13 protein-coding genes and 1 tRNA gene are annotated in these 12,352 nt (G+C 52.0%); 6 read left to right on the top strand and 8 right to left on the bottom strand.

The features are described 5' to 3' along the window. The first annotated feature begins 47 nt into the window (after window positions 1-47). Together G340_RS0111550 and G340_RS0111545 are read left to right on the top strand one after the other, a co-directional pair. Window positions 48-308: a hypothetical protein gene (locus tag G340_RS0111550; RefSeq protein ID WP_020073815.1), complete on the top strand. Its 261-nt coding sequence runs from the start codon at window positions 48-50 to the stop codon at window positions 306-308. Window positions 309-407: 99 nt separating this feature from the next. After that, window positions 408-662: a pro-sigmaK processing inhibitor BofA family protein gene (locus G340_RS0111545; RefSeq protein WP_020073814.1), complete on the top strand. Its 255-nt coding sequence runs from the start codon at window positions 408-410 to the stop codon at window positions 660-662. A 69-nt stretch (window positions 663-731) separates the two neighbouring features. On the opposite strand, the gene G340_RS0111540 is transcribed toward G340_RS0111545, so the two are convergent. Together G340_RS0111540 and G340_RS18240 are read right to left on the bottom strand one after the other, a co-directional pair. Further along, window positions 732-1,031, bottom strand: a complete 300-nt coding sequence (locus G340_RS0111540) for a DUF6809 family protein (RefSeq protein ID WP_033402275.1) — start codon at window positions 1,029-1,031, stop codon at window positions 732-734. Window positions 1,032-1,172: 141 nt separating this feature from the next. Beyond that, window positions 1,173-1,337, bottom strand: a complete 165-nt coding sequence (locus G340_RS18240; protein WP_009065703.1) for a ribbon-helix-helix domain-containing protein — start codon at window positions 1,335-1,337, stop codon at window positions 1,173-1,175. Between the two features lie 1,232 nt (window positions 1,338-2,569). Here G340_RS18240 and G340_RS0111530 point away from each other — a divergent pair. The 3 genes from G340_RS0111530 to G340_RS0111520 are packed head-to-tail and all read left to right on the top strand — an operon-like array spanning window position 2,570 to window position 4,375. Further along, window positions 2,570-3,271: an AzlC family ABC transporter permease gene (locus G340_RS0111530; RefSeq protein WP_020073812.1), complete on the top strand. Its 702-nt coding sequence runs from the start codon at window positions 2,570-2,572 to the stop codon at window positions 3,269-3,271. Further along, a complete protein-coding gene (locus tag G340_RS0111525; protein ID WP_020073811.1) occupies window positions 3,268-3,594 on the top strand; it encodes a branched-chain amino acid transporter permease in 327 nt (108 codons plus the stop codon). The genes G340_RS0111530 and G340_RS0111525 overlap by 4 nt, the downstream gene beginning before the upstream one ends. Window positions 3,595-3,634: 40 nt before the next feature. Then, complete coding sequence (locus G340_RS0111520; protein WP_020073810.1) at window positions 3,635-4,375, top strand: copper homeostasis protein CutC; 741 nt, start codon at window positions 3,635-3,637, stop codon at window positions 4,373-4,375. 1 nt (window position 4,376) lies between these two features. Here the strand turns inward: G340_RS0111520 and G340_RS0111515 are convergent, their stop codons facing one another. Both G340_RS0111515 and G340_RS0111510 read right to left on the bottom strand, forming a co-directional pair. Continuing rightward, window positions 4,377-4,976, bottom strand: coding sequence for a DUF4364 family protein (locus G340_RS0111515; RefSeq protein ID WP_020073809.1), 600 nt, complete (start codon window positions 4,974-4,976; stop codon window positions 4,377-4,379). A gap of 66 nt (window positions 4,977-5,042) precedes the next feature. After that, window positions 5,043-5,453 (bottom strand): helix-turn-helix domain-containing protein, encoded by a 411-nt coding sequence (locus G340_RS0111510; protein WP_020073808.1) that lies wholly within the window; start codon window positions 5,451-5,453, stop codon window positions 5,043-5,045. Between the two features lie 230 nt (window positions 5,454-5,683). Between G340_RS0111510 and G340_RS0111505 the strand changes: the two genes are divergently transcribed. Then, window positions 5,684-5,758: transfer RNA gene (locus G340_RS0111505), tRNA-Thr, on the top strand. Between the two features lie 716 nt (window positions 5,759-6,474). Here G340_RS0111505 and G340_RS0111495 read toward each other — a convergent pair. The 4 genes from G340_RS0111495 to G340_RS0111480 form a co-directional block, all read right to left on the bottom strand. Next, complete coding sequence (locus G340_RS0111495; RefSeq protein WP_020073806.1) at window positions 6,475-9,015, bottom strand: ABC transporter permease; 2,541 nt, start codon at window positions 9,013-9,015, stop codon at window positions 6,475-6,477. Beyond that, on the bottom strand, window positions 9,016-9,702 hold the full coding sequence (locus G340_RS0111490; RefSeq protein WP_020073805.1) for an ABC transporter ATP-binding protein: 687 nt from the start codon (window positions 9,700-9,702) through the stop codon (window positions 9,016-9,018). Between the two features lie 82 nt (window positions 9,703-9,784). Next, entirely contained in the window at window positions 9,785-10,774 is a 990-nt protein-coding gene (locus G340_RS0111485) for a sensor histidine kinase (RefSeq protein WP_020073804.1), read from the bottom strand. After that, window positions 10,761-11,447 (bottom strand): response regulator transcription factor, encoded by a 687-nt coding sequence (locus tag G340_RS0111480; RefSeq protein WP_020073803.1) that lies wholly within the window; start codon window positions 11,445-11,447, stop codon window positions 10,761-10,763. Before G340_RS0111480 ends, G340_RS0111485 begins: the two co-directional genes overlap by 14 nt. Window positions 11,448-12,352 lie beyond the last annotated feature (905 nt).

Below are 12,352 nucleotides of genomic sequence, written 5' to 3'. Positions count from 1 at the left end.
AAAAGTCCAACATATTAGCATATGATAAACCGAAAGGCGGAGCTAATATGGAAACTGTACTCAAGATGATCCAGCAGACGGTAAAGCCTGCGGAGGAGGTAAAGCAGGATTCTGGAATTTTGCAAGAGTTGAGGGAAGTTTCAAGGCTGATGGCCTGCAACGAAAGATGGTTTCAGATGGAGTGCAACGAGGATCTGATCGATGCCTGCGTTCACCAGCGAATCGAGCTGATGGCGCGGTACCGCCATCTCTTGCAGGAAGCAAAGCGGCAGGGAATTTCGGCTTCTCCTTTTTCAAGCCTGGTGTAATCCGGCGGCGATCCGCCGCCCGGTTTTGCTGCCCGCGCGGGGTGCTGGCCCAGCGTGAGGCGGGAATGCAAAGAAAAAGGAGGCGGTCCGGTGCCAAGCATGACGACAATTCTGGTTGCGGCAGGGATCTTTCTGCTCCTCGCGGCGCTGCACGCGCTGCTGGGATCGAGACGCCCGATGCAGCGTGCGGCGGGCGGTGTAGTTATCGGGATCGGCGCGCTGGCCGCGGTCAACCTGACCGGGTTCTTTACCGGGGTCAGTATTCCGGTCAGTCTGCTCAGCCTCGGCGTTTCTGCCGCGGGCGGGGTACCGGGGGTCACGCTGCTGCTTTTGCTGAATCTGATTTTTCAATGAGAATCGGCGGTCAAGGAGAATTCTTTGACCGCCGGTTTTTTCTGTTCTTTGCTGGAAATGATTTGATTTTTAGCCGTTTGATTCGCCAAAAACCAAACCGTCTATGCCGACAAAGGCTTCGGCTGTCATGGTAAGCCCCAGCCGGTAGCCGTAAATCAGGTTGCCGACTGCTGTGAGCCTGTTTAACTCCCCTTGGGCCCCCACGTAGTTTTCAAATATGTTTTTCTCCTCTTCGTTCAGTCTTGCAAGAAGGCGCTCTTCATTTTGAGATAGTACCCGCAGAACTTCTCCGTATTCGGAATTGTGCCGGAAAGCGCATACTTCTGGCGATAGGTTGCCGTAGGCGAATTCTTCTAAAATGCTGGTCATAAAAATCATCCTTTCTTTGTTTCCAACGATGCCTTGAAAGGACTGACAGCGCATGCTATAATATTTACGCCGCATGTGCTTTCGGGCATCTGTTGGTTTTTGGGGGACGGTGTGCTGCTTGCTGTGGTGACACCGTCCCTTTCATTTTTTTGTGATGTCGGGCTCCAATCTCCTGATACCGTCACGAATTCCTTCCGCCTTTGACGTGCCTTTTTCTTCACAATAATCGTTGAGGATTCTATAGGTCTCGTCATCGATGCGGGCTTTGATTTCATGGCGTTTCGGGTTGTCGGTCGGCCGTCCCATCTTTTTCTTTGGTGGCAGCGAAAACACCTCCTTACTTATGTGCCCCAAATATAATATAGACTAATGGGGAACAAAAGTCAATGATAATTTTTTGTTTTCATGATGTGCATGCAAACGCAGTCTGTCTGCTGGCGTAGGGAAGCCCTTATGCCGAGGAGGGGAGTTGCTTGTTCTTTAGTAAGGTGGGCAGACGAGGCTTCTTTTTCTGTGGGGTTCTTTGTAATGTGCGTGAAAGCGCAGTTTGCCTGCGGGTACCCCCGCGTGGGATTCCGCTTGCGCGGGCATGCCCCTCGTGCCGGGGCGGGCATTTACTTTCTTTACGAAAAGAAAGTAAACAAAGATTCGCCAAAGGGGAGAGTTTCGATTCTCTCCCCCTTGGAACCTCCTCTCAACGACCAAAGGCGCTGCCTTTGGAAACCGGGAGAGGCTTCCGCTCTGGTTCTGTTTCACACACAGGCACGGCCTGCGTGTGAAGCGGGTGTGTAAAAGTAGCTTTAGTGCACAAAGGGTACAAGAAATCTTTGAGCGGTGGAACACCATCTGTAAGTCGGCAAACCGGAACTACCGTCAGGCAGCCCTACTGCGAGCCAACGAGAGCGCTCTGAAAATGCCCGCCGACGGACGAAAGCACTAAGCTTTTGATTTGCAGTAGCCAGGAGAGTGGGCATTTTCATTGGAGCGCCTTTTCAGTAGCTTTTGTTTGCACTTACAAGAACTGTTCCCCAAACGGATTCCAAAGGTGCCCTTTGGCGAGTCTTTGCTTACTTTCGCCTCGTAGCGAAAGTAAGTGCCCGCCCCGGCATGAGGGGCAAGCCCTGCGTCAGCAGAATTAATATGGGGAACCCGTAATGAAAAAATAACGATTCTGATAGAAGACTGTTTTCGTGTGAGGACAGCCAGCGCACGCGCGACGAATGAAGCGCGAAGCGAAAGCTTTTCTTCGAGCTGTTGCGCGACGTGCGTGCAGGCTCAGCCTGCCGCGAGCAGAATGTTATATAGAAATTTTCGCAGGAACAAATTTTTCATCAGCGGGTTCTTTTATTTTTATTGTAGTTATAATTTTTCAATTTGTAAGCATTGCATTTGCCTTGCAGGATTTTAATTGAAAATTGATTCGGGTTCCCTTTGGCAGCCTTGTCATTTTTTTGTATTCTGTGGTATAATTATCAAAAATTTGTCTGGGCGAATCAAGCGGGCGGCAGTCGCTTTGGGGGCATATGGGAGGGGTACGGTTGAACGAAAAGCGGCATCTTCTGCGCGAAGCATTTGTACATACCATACCGGTTATGACCGGTTATCTGTTTCTGGGCTTTGCGTTTGGGGTGTTTTTGGAGAGCAAAGGCTACGGCTGGCCGTGGGCCTTGTTAATGAGCGTATTCATTTATGCGGGCTCCATGCAGTTTGTCACGGTGGATCTGCTCGCGGGCGCGGCCTCGCTGATCGGTGCGGCGATCATGACGCTGATGGTCAACGCGCGGCATCTGTTCTACGGAATCGCCATGCTGGACGAGTTCCGGGACGTGGGCCGAAAAAAACCTTACATGATCTTTTCTCTGACGGATGAGACCTTCTCGCTGTTCTGCGCGCTCAAGGAACCGCCCGGGCCGGACAGAAAGCGGCTGCTGCTTTTCATTGCCCTGCTCGATCAGCTGTACTGGGTGCTTGGCAGCGTCGTCGGCTCGGTATTCGGGTCGATCTGGCACATCCCCTCGGAGGGCATTGACTTCGTTATGACGGCCCTGTTCACGGTAATCTATTTAGACCGCTGGAAGGCCGAGGCCGATCACACCGCGTCCATTCTCGGCGTTGTGATTTCGGTGCTCTGCCTGCTGGTGTTCGGCCCCTCCGGGTTCGTGATTCCGGCGATGCTTTCCATCACGGCGGTGTTTTTGCTGCTGCGCGGCAGGCTGGAAAAGGGGAGGGATGCGCAATGACGGAGCTTCACGGTTTGCTCTTAATCGGTGTGGTGGCGGCGGTCACCATTCTCATCCGTTCGGCACCGTTCCTGCTGTTCCCGGCGGACAAACCCACGCCCGGCTGGGTGTTGTACCTGGGGCAGATGCTTCCCTCCGCCGTGATCGGCATGCTGATCGTCTACTGTCTGCGCGGAGCCACTCCCTTGGCCTTCCCCTACGGGATACCGGAGGGCGCGGCCCTGCTGACAGTGGTGCTGCTGCATTTGTGGAAGCGAAACACACTGCTGAGCATTGCCGGGGGAACGGTTTTTTATATGCTGCTGGTGCAGCTGGTGTTCTGAAAGCCTCTGAAAACTGTCACATTTCTGTGGGAGGGTACATATGAAAGCGGTTTTGGAAGTGTGTGTCGATACGGTGGATTCCGCGTTTGAGGCACAGCGTGCCGGCGCGGATCGTCTGGTGCTCTGCTCTGGGCTGGTGCTCGGCGGAACCACACCGAACATCAATTTCTATTATGAGGTGCGCAACCACCTGGATTTGCCGATTTCTGTTCTGGTGAAGCCCCATTTCGGGGATCACTGCTGTTCCCCGGCGGAGTTCGAGATGATGAAGGATGATATCGCGCTGTTCCGCGACGCGGGCGCGGACGCGGTGCAGACTGGGATTTTGACGCCGGACGGCGCGCTGGATGTTCTGCGCATGGACGAGCTGATCGTTCTGGCGCAGGAGATGAAGATGGTGCTGGGGCGCGCGTTCGACGAGTGCCGCGAGCCGGAGGAGGCTTTTCAGTGCGCGAAGATGATGGGCTTTGGCGGGCTCGTTACCTCCGGCCAGTGCCGCCGCAGCTACGACGGCCGCAGCCTGATCGCCCGGCTGCTCCTCAATGCCGACGGGATGGAAATCGCGGTGGCCGGTGAGATGGAGCCGCATGAGTTTGCGGCGTTCCGCCGGGTGACGGCGGCCTCGGTGTACCAGGGCAACTGGCTGAAAAAGGCGGACAGCCCCATGCAGTACCGAAAAAAACGCCGGCTGCTGGAGCCGGCAGACGGGCAGAACTACACGGTTTGGCAGACCGACACACAAAAAATCGCCGCCATGCGCGCGGCGATGGACGGCGAGTAGTTTATGGTTTGGGTTGTTTTTTCATGCCCATCTCGGTGAGCGTTTCCGCCATCATTTTCTGGTCCTTGGTGACGGCGGCCAGCATGGCGCGGTAGATAATGTCGGGATCCTGCTGAAAATTTTGCTTTACCAGGTTGGCCTGCTGCAAATCGGGTACATATAGCGAAAGCGACATCAGCTCCATGTCGCCGCCGGAGATGTGGCAGGTGACCTGAATGCCGTTGTTGGTGTGGGTGATTTCCACGGTGTTTTCCTCTTCGCGCTTCATGCGGGTTAAAAGCTGCAGTGCCGCAGTCAGAGTGCGCTGGCGAACAGCGGTGGGGATGGTGCCGTCAAGCTGCTTTGCGATCATCCGGGCCGATTCCCCCGGCGTGCAAAGGCCGTTTTTTATTAGAATGCTGCCCTTGTCGATCAGGTCGGAAAGCGCAGTTGTAATTTCAAAGTAATTGGCCAGGCCGTTTTCCTGCAGAATATCGATAATATCCTCTTTGCGGAACGGTGTATTCACGCTGACCAGAAGGTAACAAATCAAAATACGGATTTCTTTGGTGTTTCTCAGGCCGCCCGGTTCAATTCCGGCGGCAAATGCGTCAAATTCCATGCGGCACCTCCGGCAAATAGTACATGCAGTTTCAGTATATCATGAAACCGGGATTTCCGCAAAGGTTCAATCCATTTCTTTCTTTTTATTTTTACCCTGAATTTCGGCCGCCTTTTGCAGGAGCTCTTCTTTTTCCTCAGGCGCGCAGGCCCGAAAAAATGCGATCAGCTGCAGTTCATCCTTTTTCAGATCATAAATGTGGCTGTTATTGTCTGTTACGCGCTTTGAACCCGATTTCCCGGAAGAAGAATCGTTCAGCATGGGGGAAATATCCTCCTGTCCCAGTAATTCCGACAAGCTGACTGAAAATACCTGGGACAACATGATAAGGGAGGAAATGTCCGGCGTGGTCTTCCCGGATTCATAATAAGAATACGTGGAACGGTCAATATTGAGCACATTTGCCAGATGCTGCTGCGTATATCCGCACTTTTCCCTGAAAATCCGCAAGTTTTTACCAATAGAACTCAGTGACATAGTATCACTCTTTCTCGGGAGCTTAATGTATTAATTATATGTTATCCCGGAATTAAACATATAGTTATGTGATTTTCTTTCACTTTTTCAACACAAGGAAAAATGTTTTTCGCAAAAAGAGGATACCATCATTTTTTTCGAGAAAATCTTGGCCTGTCCACTTGACGAAACCACTTCTTTTTTGTATACTATATTGGCTGACTTAGATAAGTGCGGCAAAAAACCCAAATGCTGGTGTGGCTCAATGGCAGAGCAGCTCATTCGTAATGAGCAGGTTGTCGGTTCGATTCCGACCACCAGCTCCAGCAGGCGAGGCCTGCATAGCAAAACGGTTCCTCACTCTGTGGGGAGCCGTTTTGTTATGCGCTCGTGTTTGTTTTGACCCAATGATGCAAATCAAGATCCTTAAGCACGCATGTTTACAGGATCTTGCAAAGAGATGCCTTCCTCTACGCCTTTTATCAAACAACACAGTGTGGATCAAAACAGGCCGGCAGTTCGTGTGCATGGGCACACTTTTCCGGCGAGAAGCACGGGTTTTTACCACCTATAAAAGCATCTGTTATGAAAAATAACCCAATACTGCCGCGGCAAATATGCGGCGGCTTGGTCTGTATAGATCAACAGATAAAAAATCGAGGCTGTTGTAAAATAAATTTGCAACAGTAAACGGAACAATGGAACAGCCTTAAAAACAAGGAAATGCGCCTTGGTACGACTTTTACAGGTCAGACCAAGACGCGTTTTTTGTAAATATTTTTTGCCTAAGGCTGTTTTGCAACAGCCCCAGCTGTCGGTTGCAATTCCATTTTAATTTGCGAGACAGTTTGTGTTCCTCCCCCGCCCTCGGCGGGGGAGGAACACAAACTGATTTGCATCATCAGTTGGAAATGCTGTAAATGGTGTTTCAGCAGGTGGAGCGTCCCGCCAAAGCAGCGTTTTATTCGGTAGGCTTACACCCCTTTGCTTTTTGCCGCGTTGCTGAATTGCATGCTTTCTCCAGAAACTTCCGTGCCTGAAATCAGGCCATATCATCCCGAAGTGCGTCAATAATGTTTTCCTTTTTAATCTTGCTGACAGCATACAGCATCGTGATGGAAACGATAACAAGCACACCAAGCACACTGATCCCCATGTTGCTCCACGGGAACACATAATGAACGCTTCCCCCGCCCATAGCCATGCCTTTATAAATCAGCCAGGAAAGAATTCCTGAGAGGGGCAGACCCCATAGCATTGTCCGCATTCCATACAGAATGCACTCAAAGCGCATCATCTGATTGAAATCCTTATCGGACATCCCCACGGAGCGGAGCATGGCAAGCTCCCGCCTGCGCAGCTTGATATTGGTGGAAATCGTGTTGAAAACATTTGCAAGCGCGATCAGCGAAATCATCAGGACGAAAACAGACGAGAACAGGTTGATAATGAATGCGATATTGCGGTTTTCCTCCAGTATTCTGTGGACATTGTACAGATGATAGTCGGCGGTAATGCTGGCTCCGTCAAGCATCCTCTGCATTTCGGCGGTAGACTGGCCGGGGTTTTCCGACTGGAAGGTCATGCCCAGCTTTGTGGGCTTTGTCGCTGTGCCCAGTGCGTCAAACTGCGGTTTTACCTCGTAAGGAGCTATCACCAAAAGCTCATATTCAAGGAACTCGCCCGGCTGTGCGGGCAGCAGATCCGGATAGCCCTGTACAAAGGTTGCACGAATTGTTTTCGTTTGACTCCCGGCCTTGGAGCGGAGCGTAAATTCCATAGGTTCTTCCTGTGTATAGAAGTTCCCGGGCAGGATTCCTGCTATGACCATTTTTTTGTCCTGTCCGGTGTACTCCTTTGCAGACAGACCGAGGCCTTCGAGGAGATTTTGATAGACACTGTCTTCCACAAACTGAATGTTGAGCTGCACCTCCGCTGTTTCACTTGTTCCATCATAACCGATGAGCTTGCCGAACTCATCCAAAAAGTGACCGGACAAATTCTTTGTGTCCAACACGCAGGAATAGGTGGAAAGTGCCTGATAAGAGCTTTTGGTAACGCCTGCGGCAGTTTTCATCTTATCATAAAGCTGGAACAGCTCGCTTTCCTTCATGTCTCGCGTATCGAAAGTGATGTCATAGTTTTCGCTCACCACAGAGGAGCTCTCTGCAATTTGATTCAGATAGGTTCCGAAAGAGCTTGCGGAGACGAACAATACGACACTCAATGTAAGCGACAGCACAATGCTGCGGTAACGCCGCTTGTTTCTCTTAAAGTTTTTTAACGCAAGTGTTCCCTCCAAACCGTAAAGCCTGCTTGTGAGGCTTGAGGTTTTTATGGCCCTGGCTTCCACCTTGACCTCGTTTGTCTGGCGGATGCACGCCATCACGGGCATACCGGCGGCCTTCTTCGCCGGAAGATAGGCTGAAATCAGAATGGTGATCATACTGATCACCGCCGCCGTCACAAGAGCGGGAACAGACACCACCAGGGTTAGCGGTACATTATCATACAAAGCATTCGCGAAGTTCTTTGCCACAAGAGTAAGCACAAGCTGAATGCTCGGTAACCCTGCCAAAATGCCGATGGGAATGCCGATTGCACCGATGCAAAGCCCCTCGAACAGTACGGAATTGCGCAGCTGCTTTTCCGTGGCACCCACCGACATGAGAATGCCGAACTGGTGTGTCCGTTCGTTCAGGGAGATGTTGAAGGAATTATAAATCAGGAACACCGAGCCGAGCATAACGAGGCCAATCAAGATAGCGCCGATGGAATACAGGAGAACGGTAAGCAGCTTTTCTCCGGAAAGACCCATAAAACGCAGCACATCATCGTTCAAAACGTAGCTGTGGTTGCCCGACAGGCTGTCTGTATAAGATGGAACCTGATAGGGATTCTTCAGTGTGACAAATACGCTCAGACTGTCCGCGGCGGTATCCTCTGTTGTGATTAACGTGTATCCGGGCGCGGCGTACTCCTCGATGGCCGGCCGTTGGCAGATGCCGACAACCGTATAGGTTTTCTCTGCCGTGGCGGCAAGCGTCTCCCCCCCGGCCCGCCGATAGGAATCATGCTGGCTGAGTCTTTGATCGCCGCTCATGCGGTTACCGACCGAGAGAGTGAGCGTGCTGCCTACCGGAATTTTCACACCGCCGTTTGCCGCAACATGTGCCGGAACCAGAATTTCACTGCTGTTTTTCGGCAATCTGCCGGATAGAAGCTCAATCGGCAAAGCCGAAAAGGCGTCCTTGTTAAATCCGGCAATGAATAAATAGGGTTTGTCGGGATTTTGTCCCCCGGTAAGCGCAGCATAACCGATATTTTCAAAGGATGCTATGTGTGCAACCCTGCTGTCGTCGGCCTGCTTCTGCACAAAGGAGGTGTCTGCGTCGGGGAATGCGACGTGCCAGTTGCCATACTTCATGATGGCTCCGTTCACCATATAGCTTTGCAGAGACACGCCAAAGGTGGTGACCGCCGTAATCAGAGCGGCGGACAGAGCCACTCCGATAATGGTGACAAGAGTTCGCGTGCGGCTCTTTTTCAGTCCTTGCAGGGCAACTTTATGAAAGATGTTCATTTATCGCGCCACCTGCCTCTCGTCCCGCGCCACTTTTCCGTCTGCAATGGTGATAATGCGGTCCGCCTGCAAGGCAATATTTTCGTCATGGGTGACAAGAAGCAGGGTCTGCCCGTATTTTCGATTGCTCTCTTTCAGCAGCCTGATGATTTCCTGCCCGTTGCGGCTGTCCAGACTGCCGGTGGGCTCATCGGCCAGCATGACCGCCGGGGCGTTCATCAGCGCCCGCCCGATCGCAACACGCTGCTGTTGACCGCCAGAAAGCTGATTCGGCAGATGCGTTTTGCGGTCCTGAAGCCCCAGCAGCTCCAGCAGATCGTTCAGCCGTTCCCCGTTGACCTTCCGCTTGTCCATCAGGATGGGAAGAGTGATGTTTTCCACCACGGTCAGCGTGGGGATAAGATTGTGGAACTGGTAGATCAGCCCTACCTGCCGCCTGCGGAAAATGGCAAGCTTTTCGTTGCTCCCCGCATACACGTCCTGCCCCTCCAAATACACCTTTCCGCTTGTGGGTACATCCACACCGGCAATGGCATGAAGCAGGGTAGATTTGCCGGAACCGGAGGAGCCGATGATCGCCGTGAAATCTCCCTTTTCAATCGTCAGGGTAACATGATCCAACGCGGTGATCTGGTTATCACCCTTGCCGTAGACCTTGCACAATTGATCAATTTTTAAAAACTCCATTCTATGAGTCTCCTTTCCCGTGGGTCACTCATATTTTAAACCCTTTCCCTGACGCCCCGATGACTTTTTGGTGAGAGATCCGTCACTTTGAAAAACGAATGGCAAATACCGCGCCGCCCTGCGGGTGGTTTTTGGCGGTAATCGTTCCGCCCTGCCGTGCGATAATCGTCTTGCACAGGGCGAGTCCAATCCCATACCCGGCGGCCCCCGCGTCTTTCCCGCGATAGAAGCGGTCGAACAGATGCGGCACATCTTCTTTTGCAAAGCCCGCGCCGCTGTCGCGGATCACAATTTCGGTAAACAGCGGATTCTCCTCGCAGGCAATCACAATCCTTCCGCCGTCGCCCGCGCTTTCCATGCAATTTTTAAGGATGTTTTGAACGGCCTCTGAAAGCCAGCTGAAATCGCCCCAAATGAGAATTCCTTCCGGCACATCCGTTTGCAAAGCGATGTTATGCAGCTCCATGGAAAGCAGGAACGGATGAAGCGCGCTGCTGATCAAGCTGCGCACGTCGATTTTTTCTCTCTGAAATACGGCGATACCCGCATCCAGACGGGACAGTTTCAGCAGAGAAGTGAGCAGCCAATCCATCTGTACAAACAGTTCCTTTGTTTCTCGGATCATCGCTTTGCGTTCCGTTTCATCCGGGTGATTCTCCAGCAGCGATAAAATCAGGTTTACCGACGTGAGGGGGGTGCGGAGCTGGTGAGCGATGTCGGTCATCGACTCGGCCAGATGTTCCTTTTCTTTTTTCAGCGCATCGTTTTGCTCCCGAATGCGCAGCGTCATTTTGGTAATCTCGCTTTGCAAAATGGAGAGCTCGCCCTCGCTCGTTTCGCCAAGGAACAGATGATCGGCGTTGTGCAGCACAAGGTCAATTTGTTCCGACAGCCGCGCAATACTCTTGTACCGGGCCTTGGTAAACACCCCGAATGCCGTGCCGAAGGCAGCGGCAGAGCCGAGAACCAGAAGGCCGGCTGCCGGTTGCACGACAAACCCCGCCGCGGCAAAGGCGGCGGTAATTACAGCAAACACCACGGCAAGCCGCCGTATTTCCCTATTCCGAAACATGTCCGTCCCCCAATCGATACCCTGTTCCGCGAACGGTTAGAATGATCTGCGGGCTTGCCGGGTCGTGCTCGATCTTCTCCCGCAGGCGTTTGATGTAGACGGTCAACGTATTGTCATTTACAAACTCGCCCGCGGCGTCCCATAATTCGTCAAGCAGCCTGCTCCTTGTGAGAATGCTTTTGGGATTGTTTAGAAACACCAAAAGCAGCCGGTATTCCAAAGCGGAAAGGAACACCTCGCTGCCGTCTTTTTTCACGATACCGCTCGCCGTATCCACATGAAGGCCGAAGATTTCAAAGGCCGACGGAGAAGTTCCGCTTTTGCGCAGAGCGCTTTTGATTCGCGCAATCAATTCGCGCGGGCGAAAGGGCTTGATGATATAGTCCTCCGCCCCCATGTTCAGCCCGGTAACCACACTCCCTTCGTCACCGGAGGCCGTCAGAAAGATGACGGGAATCTTCATTGCTTCTTTGATTTCGGTACAGACCGTAAAGCCGTTGCCGTCCGGCAGAGAAATATCGATCAGCGCCAGGTCGAATTGATTTTTTGCAAGCACCGCAAGCGCTTCTCTGTGTGTGGAGGCGTGAGTGACGGAAAATCCCTCCGAGCGGAGCAAAAGCACGAGGTTTTTCGCAATCGCCTTGTCGTCCTCAACTAAAAAAATTCGCTTCATTTATGCTCGCCGTCCCCTTTCAGCAGTATCATAATCTTTATCTTTAAAATCCATCATGAGATTGCGTCGCATCCGGCCAACTCTGTAAAGCATCCGTCTCCTCGGCGGTCAGCCCGCCGTCGCCTATGCAGGCGACGGGGAAGCAAAGCCCTGTCAAACCTTGGCTTTGCGGTAATGCCGTGCCTCTGTTGAGAGCATCTTACAAATATGCTCTCAAAACCTGTTCCCCATACGCAATTCGCGTTTGGGGCTTTGCTTTCTCTCGTGAATTTTATCGGCCGGGGATGCTGTGATATTAATTCCATATGTACCATCTGGCGCGCAATTCTTTGCCGGATTTGTGTGTGCGTTCTTTCCAATTTCATGATTTCTCCCGCCGGGCCGAAGGACAGAAGGCGCTTACGCACATACGACAATGAATTCCGCCTATAATCCCTGATCTTATCAAAGCTGCGGATCAGCTCGGAAAAAGTAGCTATTGTATCGCCTCAAACACCAGTGTATCGGATCATCCGCGGCAAATCAAGACATGCGCGATAGGAAAGAGTTGGTTTTCCCTATCCCGACTCTTTTTTCAGGGCTTGGGATCAGACACCGGCACCGACGCGGTAAAGCTGGCTGTCGTAAAGGGCTCTACCGTGCAGCGGATGTGCTGCTCCGTCTTAACGAGGAAGCTGCTGTGGGAAGGACTGTGTGGAGCTTGTTCCGATCGCTCTGGTAAAAGGTCTGTGCTCTCTGCGCTCAGAACAGGTGGAGTGCAAACGGAAATTTCCATTGATTAACATGAGGCTTTTTGTAGAAATCTGTTGTTCTGTTCAAATCGCATAGAAGCCAATGCCGTTTCGGAGTATGTGTTTGTGCAAGTTTTAAAAATGAAAAATTCGTATTAAAATTTGTGAAAACTG

It is taken from the genome of Faecalispora sporosphaeroides DSM 1294 (assembly GCA_000383295.1).
GTDB lineage: Bacteria > Bacillota > Clostridia > Oscillospirales > Acutalibacteraceae > Faecalispora > Faecalispora sporosphaeroides.
This window is presented reverse-complemented; position numbering and strand designations above follow the sequence as displayed.